The sequence below is a fragment of the Sporomusa termitida genome (genome assembly GCF_007641255.1).
Lineage (GTDB): Bacteria > Bacillota > Negativicutes > Sporomusales > Sporomusaceae > Sporomusa > Sporomusa termitida.
On record NZ_CP036259.1, the window covers coordinates 4685289 to 4702351 of the forward strand.

Below are 17063 nucleotides of genomic sequence, written 5' to 3' on the forward strand. Positions count from 1 at the left end.
GTTTGATACTAGTATAACCCAGTTATATATAAATTTAAAATATATGATTTTTATGTTAATATAGTTATAAGTTATACAAAGGAGGGGCATTATGGAATTACGGCAATTAGAGTATTTCCAAATGGTTTGTCGTTTAAATAGCATATCGAAGGCGGCCGAACAATTACACGTTGCCCAGCCCTCTGTTTCCATTGCAATCCAAAAATTAGAGGAAGAACTGGAAATCCAGTTATTTTATAGGACACACCGGCGAATAACCCTAACCGCGGAGGGAATGGTCTTTTTGCAGCGGGTTAACACTATTCTCACACTCGTTGGCGATTCGATCAACGAGATGAACGACCTCAAAGCATTGCCCAAAGGATCGATTAAAATAGGCATCCCCCCGATGATCGGGATATTTCTCTTTCCACGAATATTTGCACAATTTCGCAAAAAATTTCCTCACATTGAGCTCTCAGCGGTTGAGGGCGGTTCATTAACCATTCACAATTTAATAGAGCAGGGTAGAATTGATATTGGTATTATAACCCAATCAGACTCGTCCTCCGCTTTAGAAATATTACCGATTACCACAGGTCAGATCCACGTATGCCTGCCGCATTGTCATCCGCTTAGCACCCTGTCAAGTATACCCTTTGACAAACTGGTTGATCAGCCATTCATTTTACTTAAAGAAGATACCTACAATCGCCAGGTAGTCCTGGAGGAATGCAAAAAACATCTCTTCGTACCCCAGATTGTTTTCTCGTCCAGCCAGGTTGAGACAATTATCAGTTTAGTTGAGCTGGAAATAGGTATTTCATTTCTCTTTGATGCCATCGCAAGGAACTACCCTACTATTTACAGCTGCCCTTTATCTGAGCCAATGAATTTTCATATTGTACTGGCATGGAATAAAAACAAATACTTAACAAGCACCGCCAAGGCTTTTATTAATTTTATGACCAGCATGCATCGGCATCAGTAATTATGCAGATCCCAAAAGCCTGCCGAAATCAACTGCCAGCAGACTGTTGTTTTCCCTTAGTACTATTTTTTAAAAAAAGTTACAATTTATTCTTGACAAACACCGATATCCATGCAACAATGTAACAAGTTATTCGTCTGCAGGCGTATACTATCAAGTAATTTACATTGATTAAAAATGATGATTGGGCAATATGCAAACATATCTCGCTTTCAGAGAACCGGTGGCTGGTGAAAACCGGTGCAGATATTTGCTAAACTCACCCAGGAATTCTTTTGCTGAAACTAAGCGAAAACCTTAGGTAGGCTAAAGCGTTTATCTGCGTTAAAGAAATCAGCCCATATACAATGGCTGAGTAATGAGCCTAAGTTAGGGTGGTACCGCGATAACATCGCCCCTATTGACGTTAATGTCAATAGGGGCTTTTTTATTCACAAAATTAAAGAAAAGAGGGCGCTATATATGGGAAACCCAAAAATTGGTTCGGCCGGAACAGCCTTTGCTATGGCGGCAGTCTGGTTTGCAACCCATAGTGGTGGTGGCTTTGCCACCGGCAACCAGGAAGTAAATTTCTTTGTAAAGTATGGCTGGTATTCAGTTTTTCTGCCACTAGTAGCTATGGCACTGCTGGGCTGGGGACACCGCAATGCACTGGTCCTGGCCAAAGACTATAAAACCTATGATTATAAGAGTTTTGGTGATGCCCTGTTTCATCCTTATGAAAAGTACTTTTCCTTAGTCTTTGAGTTTGGCTTTATCATGCTGATCGCCTGTGGTGTAAGTACCGCTATCGCCGGTTCCGGCGCCCTTTTAAAAAGCTCGCTGGGGATTCCCTATGGAATAGGGATAGTGACTGTAGGCTTTGTTTTACTGCTATTGACGATATTCGGCAGTGAGTTAATCATTAAAGTCTTAAATCTGAAAACTTATTTTCTGATTGTTACTTTACTGATACTTTGTGTATTAGGCATTCAAATGGGGGCGTTTAATTTTCAGCGGGTTTTAACGACTAATGAAACCTTTGGCACCAGCTTTGTTGATGCCGTTTGGTACATGTTGATTTATATCGGCTTTCAGGCTTTTACTGTTTTGCCTATTATTTCCGTTTCCCACCATATAAAAACAACAAAAGAATGCAATATGTTTATGTTATTTGGCACCCTCTTAAACGGGATCTTCCTGGCAGTTGTCTGTATCATGTTATTAGGGTTTAGCCCGGAGATTCTCGACCAAACGCTGCCAGTATACTTTGTCACTGTACAACTTGGCTTACCCTGGCTAAAAATATTATATAGTGTCATATTATTTGTTGCACTGCTGGGTACAGGTATATCCCTGGTATTTTCCACAGTAGCCCGCTTCGAACCGGTTCTGACCGGCAAGGGTATGTTAAACAGTTTGCGTGCACGCAGAATAGCAATCTCTTTCATTACCATAGCTATTTGTACCGGTATCTCAATATTTGGCTTAACCAATATTGTGGTCAAAGGGTATGGTTCAGTAGGTTATATCGGTCTGTTTTTTGTGCTGCTGCCGGAAATTATTGTCGGCACAATAAAAATCCGGAAGAATGCCAAACTGCGCAAAGAATAAGCGATTGATCCGGAACTTTTAATTGCAATCCACATAACACCAAGAATAAATCTTAGAAATCAGCCAACCCCAAGAACTGATTGTTCATGGGTTGGCTGTCTGATTATTATATATTCCCGACCGTGACTGAATCCCGGCTGCCAGTCACCTGGATTCAGCTTGCCAAAGCCGAGTATTATTGGGGGTTGTATTTTTTGACCCAAAATAAAAAGCCGTCTACAGCAGCAGACGACTCTACACGAACCAATAAATAAGCGGGCGGTAACCTCACAAATTGGTTGTGTCTCCATGATAAAACGGGCATTAATTTTTAGCAAATTGAGTTACAGTCATCTTCAAAACAGAACAGTAGTAAAATAATAATGATAATTATGATAAACCAATTACCACCACCACGACCACCGAATCCTCCCCATCCCATAGAAAAGACCTCCTTTTTTTTTGTGTAGCGAAGTGATGTACATTATATCTTATGATGCTGGCACAAGATCTGTCACTGGGATGATAGACTGCCCCGCAAAAAAAAGCAAAAAACAAGCCCTGCCTTTAGAAAAAAACAAAAAGCCCCCGCTTGCGAGGGCTAAATTAACATTACCGGCGATGGAGAATTCTCTTTATTTCATATACTGCTCTCTTATGCCGTTCTATCTCACGTTTTTGCCGTTCATGCCAGGCCCTTCTGCTTTCAAAGGGCCGGCGCTTCATTTCGTGTTTATGCCGTTCGTTTTCCCGGCGCAGCCGTTCATTATACTCTCGCCGCCGCTCTCGTTCATACCGCTCCCGTTCGTGCCGGTCCCGTTCGTATCGATGATCCCGGTGGCGGTCATGTCGATCATGACGGGCAAGCTGTACTATTCGTTGCGCATCATCATTATATAGTGCTGAAGCTTCGGCTACGGTTGCAAACAAACCAAATTGCATGATCCCAGCCAGGGAATAAACAATCGTCTTCTTAACCAGGATATTCATATATTGTCCCTCCTCCAATTGCTACTTCAAGCATAATGTGGAAGTGTGACAAAAGAATGACAAAATATAAAAAGCCTCCCGACAAATGCCGAAAAGCCTTATTTTCTGGTGCGCCCGGGAGGACTCGAACCACCGGCTGACGCGGTTTAGGAAACCACCGCTCTATCCACCTGAGCTACGGGCGCATGTTATAAAGTGTTGATTTTGCTGTATTCCTTACCTGCTTATCATAGCCTATTTTTGCTCAAAAACCAACTTTTAATGCACAAATGGAATTCGAATGGAATTCAAATTGGCATCGTTTGGAGTAACGGCAAATTGGCATAATTGGCAGGCTCGGCACTATTTGAGATACGATAATTAGTATAGCATTTTGGATATCAAGTGTCAATTGTCAGGTAGTGGGAAAAGGAAAAACCAACTAAATCATTATCTGCTTTATGCAATGACATAAATTAATTCTCCAATAAGTTATATGCTACTTGTGAAAACTTTATAAAAATTGTTACGCATACCCTCTATATCCTTATCACCTGTCAGGCGGCTCAGACAGGCTTGAGAAATAGACATTCCCGCTAAACCATGAATTAAAGCAATATAATGGCAATTAAAGGCATCCGTACAACATTCTAAAATCACACTATTTAAATCTTGATTAAACAACTTATAAGGGAATAAATGGTTTACTATTTTTTCATAGCTATCAACAGCCTCGACCTCGGCGTCTTTATCCCACATAAATAATAGAAACATAGCTGCCCCCAATCGAAACAGGTATTTTGAATGCAAATCTGGAAATTCAGCAGCATTCTCTAAAATATATTCATTAACTTGGCAGGTTTCGTAATTAATTACTCCACCTGGCAACAACTTTGGCTCTCTAATAAATTGAATTTTTAAGTTACCATACTCTTGAGATGGTACGGGCGACATGTTCATCCAGAGACCACCGAACAAAGACACTTTGCAAGAAGGTAAACATGCCTTACCCATAATATAATCCAAATTCTTTTGAAACCAGCTAACATCAGCATTCTCAACCCTGGCTGAATTAAAAGCCATCTTTAGGAGCCAGCGAGTAACGGTGTGATAATCGTATTTAATCTCAAATTTCATATCCTCGGAAAAGTCCTGTAAAAAGTAAGTTTCTACAAAGTTTTTCCCATAACTATCAAGTGAACTAAGTACACCTCCATTACAATTTGGGCAAACATCTTTAATAACTGCTTCGCCAGGATATGCTTTTTTTCGAACGAAATCAAAAGCAAGGTCACATTCAGGGAAAAGTCTAATTATTCCAGCAGGTATAATGTGTTCTCTAGTAACTTTTGTATCATTATTACAGTATGCACAAATCATTTGAAAGTCCCTCCAACCCAACATCCAGTGACGTCCATTGTAAGTAACGGAAAAGCTTTACTGTTAATTCTCAATAAATGTTGTAACCCATTCAATTATACTGTCTGGCAAGTCATGAATGTCCATTATGTCTTCCCTATTATATATCGCTCGTTGAATGTTGTTCTGTTGCCCAGCCTTGATATCACCACCAGAAATATGCTTAGAAATTTCATTAGTATTGAGGAAATACGCATACCCATCCTCATGAGCCAGCACCCATTTAAGATACTTGCAGAAGTATAGCGGTTTCTTCTGCAGGATTTCTGGCTGAAAAACCATCTCCAATACCATCTCCGATACCTACCCTATTTTTTGACCTAGTGAAATATTTTAGCTCTAAAAACAGAGCTATTGGAGCTTCTGTGTTTTCAATACATAGGATAACGTCTGCAACATTTTTGCTTTCCAAAACTATTAATGATAAGCCTCTGCCTTTTACTAATCCATCAATATTCGTTATGAGCCAACCTCTAAAATCCTCTTCATTAATAAACATAACTTCTCCTATCCATTTATCTGCTAACATCCCCAAATTTTCCCCAAGGACTTAAATTCTTACCTTTTAGTGCATCCTCAAACATATTCAAAATCTTTATTTGCTCCTCGTTAATAACATCTCGGTTAATTTTTTCCACGCGTTTACAAAACAAATCAAAATTTCCATTAAGAAGCCTTTTGATATCAGCTAAATCATAATATACAATTTCTGTATATCCATAGTTTGAGCCTGCTTGTGTTCGTCCAGTATTTATATATAATCCAATAAAATTTATAAGGAAACTATCTTCTACTATTTTCTCTTCAAGATATTGGTTTACTTCCTCTTTTCTTCCCCAAACATTAGCCCATGTTTTCCAAACGTGCAGTAACATTCTCAATTGTCTATGTTCTTCTAGCCTTCGGGATGTTGACCACTCCCGAATTTTTGATAAACCTTTTTGTTCTAGCAAATCTAAGTCTTGAGTTGAAAAAGTCCGATATTCCTCTGGTTCTGGGTTTTTCTTCAACCCATATCTTCCATGCTCTTGGTCATATAGATAGATATCATAAATAAGGGGATATAAGCTATTATTCACTTTATCCGAAATACTTAAGAATAATTGTCCTCTATCTAGTTGATTAGAAAATCTTTTACATAACTGATAAGTAATTCTTGCAATTTTTAATTCCGTAACTATTAAATCTGAACTATAACTATTAGGGAACTTATCTCCTTCATCTAGCAGAACAGTTAAAACAGTATTTATAGTAGAAGTAGGTACTTTATTCTCTAAAGAGGTATAATTTTGAAACACCTCTAAAAATCGAAGTATTCTTCCATCTTCAATTAAATCGTTTATATATTTTCTAAATAAAATTTCATCATGTAAGGCTTGTAATATACTATCAATTTCAAAAGGAGATATATCATCCTTAGAGATATCTAACTGGAAATATAATTGAAATCTTTCAGGGTGACAAATACGGTTTTCCGTAAACCATTCATTTAATGAACCAATTCCATAAAAATTATTATCATAAACACTTTCAAGTTTAGGAAATAATCTTTTTAATAAAGCTAATATGTTATATTTTGATTGCTTTACCGCATCATCAATAATAGTACGTATTCTCCGTTGTTCTTCTTCTTTATGTTGCAAATCTTCTTTCGCTATACCTGCTAGTAAGTTTATATTATCCCGAATAATACAGTATGTGGTGTAGTCAAAGACCTTTATTGCAATAATAGCCAGTAAATCAATAGTATTAACTTGATTTTTCGTCAAGCTGAACTGAAATCGTAGAGAATTCATATATCTATTTACATCTCGAATATTAAAAAAGAAATCTTTAAAGCCATCATACCAAATATTCATCCACCGCATTTGGTCAATTGTAGAATTAGCAAATATTCCATTAAGATTATCATTCAGTTTAAAATAAACATTTTCTAATTTGACTGCTGGAATATCTAAATCCACTTGTATGATTTTTTCTAAATACTTTTCACCATCTATTTGCTGACCAGTTCCCTGCTCCGAGCATAAACTGTTTATAACCACTTTTTTATCAAAAGATAATACATATATAGTATTGGTGAAATTTGCTATTGATTTTACTAACTGAAAGACTTGACGTACTTCAATATTTGTTAAACGGTCTATATCATCAACTATTACAATTATCTTCCCTGAATATTCACCTATAGCTTTATCAAGCTGACTTCTTGTTTCCTTCAAGCTGTTTACATGATTGTTTGCAATTAATCCTCCTAGGTTTTTTATGAACTTTGAAAAATCTACAACGGGTGTAGTTAAAGCTGTTGATGTTAATACTTGCCCTAATAAAGTTGAGTAAGCATCCAATTTATCACTAATATTTTTTGAACCTAGATATGTATTTGAACTCTTAATAGCGTCTGATAAAATTTTAAAGAATTGCTCTATCAACTGGTTTGGGTCTGAAAAATTCCATGGATTAAATTCAACTACACAAGGTTTGATAAGTTTATCTTTATAATAGTTATTTATATATTCTACAGACATATTTACAACTGACGATTTCCCAGAACCCCATTCCCCAGTTATCCCAATGGCAAGGCTATTACTATCTGTATAACCAATAATTGCCTTAGCTATTGCTTCTGAGAACTCCTTTCTGTCAAGTTCATCTTCACTTGTCGATTTTATTGGAACATCTGTTTTAAACATCTCTAACGAAGTACTACTATTCGTGTATAGGTCTTTCAATTTATTGAAATAGGCTACTTTCATTTTGGCTATTATCCAACGAAGAAAAAACAAAATACTAAAGAATAAAATGGCTAAAATTAACTGATTTAATTTGAATCCAACGTAGCCACCTGAAAAATAAGCAATAGCCGAATATACTAGAAACCCAATTGGGATGAGTAATATAAAATAATCAATCAGAACAAAAGGCTTAATTGAAAGTAATCTAAATAATAAAAGAACAACTCCGACTAATCCTATTGCCCATACAAATACAATAGGATTAGTCATTAGCTCTGATAACTTTGGTATCTGCTCTGAAGATAATATAACTCGCCTATCGATATAAGCAAAAGCAATTACAACGATAATTCCTATTCCCCAGATTAATTGATACACATTCAGATATTTATATAAAGCGGATAGATTTCTGCAAAGTTGAATAAATTTTAACTCAAACCATTTTTTCATAATATCACCCCTTTTAGAAAAGCGTCCTTATAAACAACAAAACGGAACTATATGTACCGTTTTTGTATTTTACCTAATACTAGTCGTTTTAGCTGAATTTTAATCATATTTCTAACTGTTTATCATCATTACTGTTCTGAACTATTGTAATAGGTAAGCTATATGTTTGTGGCTCGGAATATTCTTCACATATTATAGTTACTTGTACCTCAAATTTTCCAGGTTGAAATGGAATTAACACGAATTCCCCAATTGTTCGTGTTTTTGTATGCATAAGTGTATCTAGTTGTATCGAGACTTTATTTTGTTGAATATCTATGGAATAATCTCTATTAATATTCATAGCTAATAATTTATTTGACGTGTTAGACAAATTATAACTTGGCAAGGTTATATTGCTATGTTGTTGCAACATTAACCAAGAAGGTCCAGAAAGTCTTTTCTCGCGTTCTTTTTTATATTTCCGCTCACCTTTTTCTATAGGATTTTCAGGCATAATATTCTCGGGAAATTCCCAGTCTTCAACATCTTCTTTCTCAGCCACAATTACACCTTGAGGTAAGATTATGTCTACAAATATTTCATTCGCTTTACTTTTCCCATGGTTTGAAATCGCAATAGAAAAATATGTCGGATTATTTTTGGCTATATAATATTCCGTTATTTTCTGATTATAACTATCTATTTCTTCTTGAGATGGAAATTCTGCATTATTGTATTTATCAATATCCTCTTGAGCAACGTATTTAGTAAGATGGCTGGGAACATCGTCCATGTTTAATGGTTTAGGGTACTCTACCAGTGGCAACTGCAAGTTTTTACAAATGACATTAGTCAAATCATCCTTCGTAAAGCAAACATCAATTTCAGGTGCTTTTTCTCCCACTTGTTTTTTCAACTCATCTAAGGCTTCACGCAAATCTCTGTTTTCTTTACTTAAAGCAGTTAATTCATTTGTCATTTCTGGCGAAATAGCTTTATCGGCTCTAACCCATCCAATACCTGGTTTTTTCCCAAATGTTTTTGTTAAAGCAACTGCAACTTTTCCACCTAAATCATCTATATTCTTCCATGTATCACGCATCTTATTAGCTTCAGCTTTTATAATAAATCTATTAAGTTTTTCTATCTTTTCAGCTTCGCTATCACGTTCGTCTGGTTTTGTAGCAACATTTCGGTCACGAATAAATGCCAAAATAGGTATGCCCTTTGATTTTGCATAGTCATATTCCTTTTCAGTATAACTAATGCCTTCAGCAGTTTCAGAACCATATCTATGACCTATGATAATAACATAATAGTCACTTTGGTCTATTGTATCTTTTATAACTTGCCATTGGTCATCATCAGCAGCACTAAACATTTCCATTCCAATTGGAAAATGGTACATACTAAGAACAGTTTCAATAACCTTTTCTCTGGCTTTAACTAAATCGTTGTATGTCGAGCTAATAAATATTTGATATTTCTTTTCAGACACATTATCACCTTCAATCCGATGCTACTATTTCCTATGAACATATCATACTGCTATAAAAATCATATAATCACAATACCTTTTGCTATTTACACATATAGATAGTCTCCATTGGGGGTATGAGTAAACGAATATCCATACTCCCTAGATAATTTATTCCATATCGCCAGAACTTGTCTCTTATGCTCGTTAGTCCAATCTGGATAATTACTCGACAATATCATAAGTACATTTTGAAATTCCGTAATTATCTCTTGTCCTCTGTTTTCAGGACATAAACTGTTAATAAAAAACTCCTCCAGTTTTAACCCTATAACTATTCCGATTATTTTAGCATGTTGGATAAGTATAGTCCAAAATAAAAAGGCAGCATTAAATGCTAAATCATATAATGTTTGTTTGCCATCAAGAAAATCACTCTTTATGGTTTCGACATAATTAAACATTTGTGCCAAGTTTTCTTTGGTACTTTTTATTTCAAAATCTAGTGCTTTTTCACTCATCCATTTTGCTGAATGTATGCAAGCTGCAAGTTCACTAAATAAAATATCAATATTATAAAAAAATGCAGGCTCAATTATTTTACTTTCTTTTTCTTTTTGTGTGCATATAACGTACATAAAACATTAAGATAGTCAAAATATTTATTGTCAAATAATAGTTTAATTGAAATCGGTAAGTTATTCTTCAAACCTTTTATCCCCCCACCATACATCACGGTCCATGTCAATATCATCTGCAATTAAATGAATAAATCCCTTTTTATTTATATCAATTGGCATCGTGTGTTTATCTAATATGTTTGCAATACGCTCATACTGCAATTTACTTAATGCATTATGTACACTTTGCAAAAAGTCATCACTATTTTTATGAATATTATAGACTTGTAGTAAAATATCTTTATATTCCATATAACACAAATCAAGCATATGTCTAATGATTTTTTCATTACTACGTATACCTGACTTTTTTAACCATCTAATATATTGTTCAGCAGTAAAAAAACACTCTTTACTATAATCTATTCTTTTATCATCTATATTCTCAAGTCTCATTTTTTGGCAAAATAAGTTTTTTTCTAATTCCCTTTTTTCCATTGTGTTAGGTAGGCTATCGATTAATCCATCAATGAAGTCTTCCGCAAGTTCTTCTGCTGGGGCATCTGTAGAAGAAGCAATATCATGCAAAATTTTTCGTATCTCATTTGCATGAGAAGAAGCTTCACTATTATAGCTTATGGTTTCTATGTTATAACTTTTCTTTAAATATATAATCTGCTCATCACTTGGATTATTTAGTACAATATAATGCTTAGAATTAAAATATTCATTATGCTCTTTTATGATATTTTGAATAAATACATCATTAAAAGAGAAGCCCATAAATAAAAACGTTTTAGTTCCTGTAAAAAGTGAGAACAGGGTTTTATATTTATTATCACTATAAAGTTCTCGATATTTATCATTGCTTATAACAATGCTACTAGTATCTGAAATATTACCATGAAGATGAAATATCCTGACTTTATCTTTTTCAGTTAAAATTCTTTGAGTACTTTCATTTGATATCTGTCAAATTAACAGGAATAAGGTTCGATTTTATAAAATTATTAAGAATATGGTCATAGTTCGTTGTAATATAATTAGTAAAATTCATATTACCTAAATCCGCGTAATTATGTTCCGCGTTAGCAATACTTAAATTTATACTTTTATTCACTTTATCAACTATATACTCCTGGATGTCTTGTTCAGACCGTCCTAGGTATTTCTTGAAAATATCAACGGCTTCCCAATACTCATATTTATTTAAATGAAATTCAAGAAGCGTATTTAGTGGTAATTCTTCCTTACTGTTAATATCCATAGCTATTGCCATATCTCTAATAAGGCAACCCCAATCGGGAACACGAAATGCTACCGATAACCCTGCACCTATAAACGGTACTAGATTACCTTCATGATAAAGCTTTCTTAAACTATTAATATAAACTCTATTACTCATAAATTACTCCTCTAAGTTACCAGAATTATTTTTCTGAATTTTAATTCTGCTTATATTCAGGAAAGTCCTTCCATTTAAGGTCAAAATTCAACATTTTAACCATTGTTCACTTGATTGTTTTTCGGTGAATTATTGCTGCCATTTCTCTCATAAAAGGTGTAAAATACTTGGACCAGTATTTACCCCTTAGAAAGGTGGTCCACTATGGCACGAGCAAAAGGTGAGGGAACTATATCCCAACGCAAAGATGGGAGTTGGATAGCTCAGTATGATTTAGGCACTGTTAATGGCAAACGAAAAAGAAAAACGTTGACAGGTAAGACAAAAAAAGACGTTCTTCAAAAGCTGAATGACCTAAAAGTTACTCTTCAAACTCAGACCTATACAGACATAAACCGAATAAGTTTTGGAGATTATCTACTCCAATGGTTCGAACTAAAAAAAACGTTACAACAAATAAAGGCTTCTACCTTACGCGGCTATGAAATAAATATGCGTATGCACATTATACCCGAACTTGGTCATATTCAACTCCAAAAGCTAACTACATCAATGATAAATAACTTTTATGCTAAAAAAATGAAACAAAATTGCTTTGACAGTGAGAAGCCACTATCGGCTACAACCATACTCAGAATGCATAATATTATTCATAACTGCTTAGAATTTGCTGTTCGGGATAACCTAATAATCCGCAATGTTGCTGACCATGCAATTCGCCCAAAAGTCCGAAAAAAAGAAATGAAGGCATTGGACAACAATGAAATTAAAAAATTTGTACAAGCGGTAAAAGAATATCAATCATTGCCATCTACTCGAACAAAAAATGTATATCCTTCTCTAATGCTTACTCTGTCTACTGGCTGTCGCAGGGGTGAAATTCTTGGACTTAGATGGAAAAACGTTGATTTTAGAAATAAAACGGTCAAGATTGAAGAAACCGTACTAGAGCTTGGCGGTGATGTGATTGTTGAAACCCCTAAGACTGAGAAATCACGTCGTACTATTTCTATACCTGATGAAATGGTAGAAATATTGAAACGGCATAGGCAGTACGCCAAAGGAACGTATGTCTTTCCTGTAAAGAACAATATGGATAAGCCCATGAAACCAGAAAACGTGGTCAGATTTTTTAGGGCTGTATTAAAGCATGCTGGCATGAAATTTAGGTTTCATGACCTGCGACACACCAATATATCTCAGATGTTATTAAATGGCGTAGACTTAAGTACTGCCATGGCAAGAAGCGGTCATTCACAGGTGTCAACATTAATGGGATATTGCCATACCAATATTGAAAAAGAGAAAGAAGCGGGTAATCTATTCGCCAAATTCATATAATTATTGACCCCCACCAAAATATTGGTGGGGGTCAATAAAAATTTTAAACTTAAATGATTGATATTAAAAATCATATTGGGAAGAGGCATGAATAATACCTCTTTTCCAACTCAAACTAAAGGTAAATTAACTCTGTTTTTGTACTTAAATTCCCCCAGCTTAAGTTCATATTCATCAATAATAATATTAAAAAGAACACCTGATTTTATATCCCTCTCCAAATCTACCACTTGAAATGAGTTTCGATTATTTCTAATTTTCCCCGAAAGTGACCCAGCGGATACTAATAAAATATCTCCATTTAAATCTTCAATATATATTTGCTGACGTTCAATCATGGGTTGATGTTGGTGTCCTGAAAAGACGATTTTAAATTTTTTCTCCATTAATATTTGCTTTAATTGAAATATATTCAAAATATCTTTATACTGATTTATTTCAATATTGGGATGTGGATTAAGATTATGATGAACTACAGCAATTCTTGTATATGTTGAGAAACCAGATATCTTTTCAGATAGTTCATCAATAAGTTGCTTAAATGACTGCATTTCCTGTTCTTCAATGAATATAAAATCACTATCACAAGAATAAATCGTATTAAACCCTATAATAAACATTTTTTGTTCATCATCTATAAGGTATCTCCTGTTTCTATTAACGGGACTAAAATAATCTTGGAAATAGCATAAAAAATTTGCATATTGTGTCTGTGGTGTAGAACTTTTATTACAATCATGGTTTCCTGGAACTAAATAAATTCTTTGAAGATTGATACCTAGTTTCTCAATAGCCTTTTGGCATTGAATATAACCAGCTTCTTCATTTTTTGAAGTAATGTCACCACTGATTGCCATAAAGGTATTGGCATCATAAATTGTTGGCAAAATTCGAGAAAACGCTTCAAAAGCTGGTTGCTTTACTTTTAATACATCTTTCGATTTATCTTTATTATCAAGTCCATCATTTTCGAGAGACCCGAAATGTAAATCTGAGATATGTATAATTTTTATTCTCTCAGAGTTTCCTCTTTCAATCTGCTCTTCATCAACAGTAACTTTATCACTAGACGCGATGTCCCCTTTGCTCTTCTTAAGATATTTAATACCTTCTTTTGTAATTTCAACTGCGGTAAAATTTCTAAAATCATAATATAATAAATTCTCGCGAAAGCATTGTATAACTCTTGCTTCCACATAGCTCTTAGCTGTTGAAATAGTTTCTTTATCAAATAGAGATTTTACTTCACTCCAGTATTTATATTGACTTAAATCGGAATTATATTGACTAAAAAATCTCAAAGACAGTTCTTCGAAATACATTTTTTTTTCGAACTGATTTTTATAATCATACAGTATTTCCAATATATTTATTCTTATTTTTTCTTCATCTTCATTTGGAATACACAACTCAACCTTCGGGATTTGAAAGGTTTCTACTGCTATTTCTTCATTCGTATTTGTAATTTTACTATCACTAAAAATTTCAACTTTTTGTTTCTTCTGAACTAACTTAGTCCAATATTTATACCCGTCTAAAGTCAACTTAATATCTAAATCCTTTTTGAAAACATCGTGTACTCTACAAATTAGCCCCTTCTTTTCTAAGCCACTAACGAGATAATGATAAAGAGCTTCAATAGCTTCATACTCATCAATTTTTACTTTATGGATAATATTTCCCCAGGTATCTTCATCTTCTTCAGAAAACTTATATGAAAAGAAAAAATTTAATAAATCAATTCTAATGCCTGCTCCTTCTGCCTCTCCGTATACAAGTGTCCCATTATCAGACAACCCAGATTCCACATATATATGAGACAACATAATTTTTACCGCTTGGTTTAAATTCGTTACATTATAATCAATCATGAGTTCGCACTCCCTTGAAGTTCTTTTTTAAGTGAATTTTCGGTTATAACTTAAATAATTCCTTTATTTTACGCAAATTTTATCATTCACTTCAAACAATATAAAAAGCCACATAATATAGCACTTAGGAAATGGCACTAATGGCATTTAAAAGGAATTCAAAAACAAAAAAGCTCTGAGGAAACTCCTCAGAACCATTGATTTATCTATAATTATTCATTATGTAAACTCGGCTTTAGGAAACCACCGCTCTATCCACCTGAGCTACGGGCGCATGTTTTAATCCTTAAAATAGCTGTAATCTGCCGCAGTTTCTCACCTGTTATCATACTATTTTTTGCAGATAAAATCAACTTGTAAGCACCAATGGTATTCCAATTGGCAGGTAGAAAGTAACGGCAAATCGGCAGGTTGGCCTCTGTTGAGTAACGATAATTAGTATAGCATTTGTGATATCAAGTGTCAATTGTCAGGTAGTGGAAGGTCAGCAAATATTAAACAAGGATGTCATACTCCATACGCTGTGCCGTATTTTTAGTGATTTTATGCATTCTAATAGGCAAAAAAGCCTGTCTGGTTCACAGACAGGCTTTTTTATAGCAGCCTAATTACCAAGGGTTAGTCCAAACCCTCAAGGTCGCGGTGCATCTTTTTAACAAGCACTCTGGTTACGCGCATATGATCAACCTCAGTAATGATAAACTCATATTCTTTGTATTCAATTTTGCTATTTGCTTTTGGCGGTAATTCTATATGCAGGCTGATCCAGCCACCGAAAGTGTCGACCTCTTCTGTTTCCAGTTGTAATTCAAAAAATTCATTGAACTCATCCAATAATACACGGGCATCTACTGAGTAAGTGTTATTATCCTGTATTTCAATCCAAGGACGCTCTTCATCAAATTCATCCTGAATTTCGCCAACAATTTCTTCCAATATATCTTCCACGGTTACTAAGCCGGCCGTACCACCATACTCATCAACTACAATCGCCATTTGCGTCCTGTTTTTTTGTAGCACTTTCAATAAATCACTGATATGCATGGTTTCCGGGATTGCCGTTACCTCCCGCACCATGTCCTGTAACTTAGGATTTTCTCCCTTTGCAATTGCTTTTAGAATATCTTTAATATGAACAAAACCAATAATATTATCCTTATCATCATCACATACCGGATAACGTGTCAGTTCCTCCGCCAGAGCTTTATCCAGATTTTCTTCAAAAGTATCCTGGATATCTAAACACACCATATCAGTACGGGGGACCATGATTTCCCGGGCATTGGTTTCGGCAAAATCAAAAATATTATCAACAAAAGTAAGTTCTGTCTTATTAATAAAGCCTTGCTTATGACTTTCTTCCATTAAAATTCGAATTTCCTCTTCCGTATGGGCAGCTTCATGCTCATTAACAACCTGAATACCTATTAGACGGAGAATCCAGTTGGAAATCGTATTTAAAATCCATATGAACGGATACATTAACTTATAAAAACCAATCAGTGGCACTGATGTCCATAATGTGACTTGGGCTGCTTGTTGTATTGCCAAGGACTTAGGGGCTAATTCACCGAGGATAATGTGTAAGGCAGTAATGATAGAAAAAGCAATGACAAAAGAAACCGTGTGAACCACCTGGCTGGAAAAACCCCAATCCAGCATAATAGGTTCAAATATTGCGGCAACAGCCGGTTCACCGATCCAGCCCAAACCAAGTGAAGCAAGGGTAATGCCCAGCTGGCAAGCCGATAAATACGCATCAAGATGATCGACAATTTTTTTTGCAAATTTTGCTCTTGTGTTTCCTTCCTGCAAAAGTGTTTCAATTCGAGTACTTCGTACTTTAACCATGGCAAATTCAGCGGCAACAAAAAAACCATTAAAAAAAACAAGCAATATTACCAGAAACAAATTTAACAGCATAGACGCAGGGTCCAATAACTCCCTATCTCTCAGTTAGTGGAGAGAATAGGCTCACCTCCATATATTTTAATATCTGTTTTTCTTTTAAACCAGTGTCCTAATTGAAAAGAGGTTGACTGCTGCCCAACCTCTCTTTACTGCATATAAACTGGGTAAATCCTGAATATTGATGGGTTACATGCCATATAATATTCATATTTGATATACATTATATTGGTTCCAGCCATAAATCACAACAGCGCTGTATGTTCAAAATAACCCAAACTAAGCCGCTTAGGCATAAAAAATCATACTAAAGTACTTAAGTATTATTAAGGGTACCTCCCAAA

Annotated in this window: 13 protein-coding genes, 1 tRNA gene and 1 other annotated feature; of the genes, 3 read left to right on the top strand and 11 right to left on the bottom strand. The window is 34.9% G+C overall.

Annotated elements, in window-relative coordinates:
* Nucleotides 1-91: 91 nt before the first annotated feature.
* Both SPTER_RS21630 and SPTER_RS21635 read left to right on the top strand, forming a co-directional pair.
* On the top strand, nt 92-970 hold the full coding sequence (locus SPTER_RS21630; RefSeq protein ID WP_144352286.1) for a LysR family transcriptional regulator: 879 nt from the start codon (nt 92-94) through the stop codon (nt 968-970).
* Nucleotides 971-1141: 171 nt separating this feature from the next.
* Nucleotides 1142-1372: a binding site (T-box leader), on the top strand.
* A gap of 60 nt (nt 1373-1432) precedes the next feature.
* Nucleotides 1433-2563 (top strand): YkvI family membrane protein, encoded by a 1131-nt coding sequence (locus SPTER_RS21635; RefSeq protein WP_144352287.1) that lies wholly within the window; start codon nt 1433-1435, stop codon nt 2561-2563.
* A 591-nt stretch (nt 2564-3154) separates the two neighbouring features.
* On the opposite strand, the gene SPTER_RS21640 is transcribed toward SPTER_RS21635, so the two are convergent.
* The 9 genes from SPTER_RS21640 to SPTER_RS21680 form a co-directional block, all read right to left on the bottom strand.
* Complete coding sequence (locus SPTER_RS21640; protein WP_144352288.1) at nt 3155-3532, bottom strand: hypothetical protein; 378 nt, start codon at nt 3530-3532, stop codon at nt 3155-3157.
* A 106-nt stretch (nt 3533-3638) separates the two neighbouring features.
* Nucleotides 3639-3717, bottom strand: a tRNA-Arg gene (locus tag SPTER_RS21645).
* A 286-nt stretch (nt 3718-4003) separates the two neighbouring features.
* Nucleotides 4004-4891, bottom strand: coding sequence for a hypothetical protein (locus tag SPTER_RS21650; RefSeq protein ID WP_144352289.1), 888 nt, complete (start codon nt 4889-4891; stop codon nt 4004-4006).
* 262 nt (nt 4892-5153) lie between these two features.
* The gene (locus tag SPTER_RS21655) at nt 5154-5459 is read right to left on the bottom strand and encodes a hypothetical protein (protein WP_144352290.1); all 306 of its coding nucleotides are present in this window, start codon (nt 5457-5459) and stop codon (nt 5154-5156) included.
* The gene (locus SPTER_RS21660) at nt 5446-8115 is read right to left on the bottom strand and encodes a KAP family P-loop NTPase fold protein (RefSeq protein ID WP_144352291.1); all 2670 of its coding nucleotides are present in this window, start codon (nt 8113-8115) and stop codon (nt 5446-5448) included. The genes SPTER_RS21655 and SPTER_RS21660 overlap by 14 nt, the downstream gene beginning before the upstream one ends.
* 103 nt (nt 8116-8218) lie before the next feature.
* Complete coding sequence (locus SPTER_RS21665) at nt 8219-9595, bottom strand: DUF4062 domain-containing protein (RefSeq protein ID WP_170233364.1); 1377 nt, start codon at nt 9593-9595, stop codon at nt 8219-8221.
* A gap of 86 nt (nt 9596-9681) precedes the next feature.
* A complete protein-coding gene (locus tag SPTER_RS21670) occupies nt 9682-10212 on the bottom strand; it encodes a hypothetical protein (protein ID WP_144352293.1) in 531 nt (176 codons plus the stop codon).
* Between the two features lie 60 nt (nt 10213-10272).
* Nucleotides 10273-11163 carry an SIR2 family protein gene (locus tag SPTER_RS21675; RefSeq protein WP_144352294.1) on the bottom strand — a complete coding sequence of 297 codons (891 nt, stop codon included), beginning with the start codon at nt 11161-11163 and terminating at the stop codon, nt 10273-10275.
* Nucleotides 11153-11599 (bottom strand): SIR2 family protein, encoded by a 447-nt coding sequence (locus tag SPTER_RS21680; protein WP_144352295.1) that lies wholly within the window; start codon nt 11597-11599, stop codon nt 11153-11155. The genes SPTER_RS21675 and SPTER_RS21680 overlap by 11 nt, the downstream gene beginning before the upstream one ends.
* Before the next feature lie 204 nt (nt 11600-11803).
* Here SPTER_RS21680 and SPTER_RS21685 point away from each other — a divergent pair, with 204 nt between their 5' ends.
* Nucleotides 11804-12940 (top strand): tyrosine-type recombinase/integrase, encoded by a 1137-nt coding sequence (locus SPTER_RS21685; RefSeq protein WP_144352296.1) that lies wholly within the window; start codon nt 11804-11806, stop codon nt 12938-12940.
* 110 nt (nt 12941-13050) lie between these two features.
* Here the strand turns inward: SPTER_RS21685 and SPTER_RS21690 are convergent, their stop codons facing one another.
* Both SPTER_RS21690 and SPTER_RS21695 read right to left on the bottom strand, forming a co-directional pair.
* The gene (locus tag SPTER_RS21690) at nt 13051-14811 is read right to left on the bottom strand and encodes a metallophosphoesterase family protein (protein WP_144352297.1); all 1761 of its coding nucleotides are present in this window, start codon (nt 14809-14811) and stop codon (nt 13051-13053) included.
* Nucleotides 14812-15429: 618 nt separating this feature from the next.
* Nucleotides 15430-16734, bottom strand: coding sequence for a hemolysin family protein (locus tag SPTER_RS21695; RefSeq protein WP_144352298.1), 1305 nt, complete (start codon nt 16732-16734; stop codon nt 15430-15432).
* Between the last annotated feature and the right edge of the window lie 329 nt (nt 16735-17063).

Excerpts from the sequence above, each read along its gene's own strand:
- SPTER_RS21630 (WP_144352286.1), top strand. The coding sequence starts at position 92 with ATGGAATTACGGCAATTAGAGTATTTCCAAATGGTTTGTCGTTTAAAT.
- SPTER_RS21635 (WP_144352287.1), top strand. The coding sequence starts at position 1,433 with ATGGGAAACCCAAAAATTGGTTCGGCCGGAACAGCCTTTGCTATGGCG.
- SPTER_RS21640 (WP_144352288.1), bottom strand. The coding sequence starts at position 3,532 with ATGAATATCCTGGTTAAGAAGACGATTGTTTATTCCCTGGCTGGGATC.
- SPTER_RS21650 (WP_144352289.1), bottom strand. The coding sequence starts at position 4,891 with ATGATTTGTGCATACTGTAATAATGATACAAAAGTTACTAGAGAACAC.
- SPTER_RS21655 (WP_144352290.1), bottom strand. The coding sequence starts at position 5,459 with ATGTTAGCAGATAAATGGATAGGAGAAGTTATGTTTATTAATGAAGAG.
- SPTER_RS21660 (WP_144352291.1), bottom strand. The coding sequence starts at position 8,115 with ATGAAAAAATGGTTTGAGTTAAAATTTATTCAACTTTGCAGAAATCTA.
- SPTER_RS21670 (WP_144352293.1), bottom strand. The coding sequence starts at position 10,212 with ATGTACGTTATATGCACACAAAAAGAAAAAGAAAGTAAAATAATTGAG.
- SPTER_RS21680 (WP_144352295.1), bottom strand. The coding sequence starts at position 11,599 with ATGAGTAATAGAGTTTATATTAATAGTTTAAGAAAGCTTTATCATGAA.
- SPTER_RS21685 (WP_144352296.1), top strand. The coding sequence starts at position 11,804 with ATGGCACGAGCAAAAGGTGAGGGAACTATATCCCAACGCAAAGATGGG.
- SPTER_RS21690 (WP_144352297.1), bottom strand. The coding sequence starts at position 14,811 with ATGATTGATTATAATGTAACGAATTTAAACCAAGCGGTAAAAATTATG.
- SPTER_RS21695 (WP_144352298.1), bottom strand. The coding sequence starts at position 16,734 with ATGCTGTTAAATTTGTTTCTGGTAATATTGCTTGTTTTTTTTAATGGT.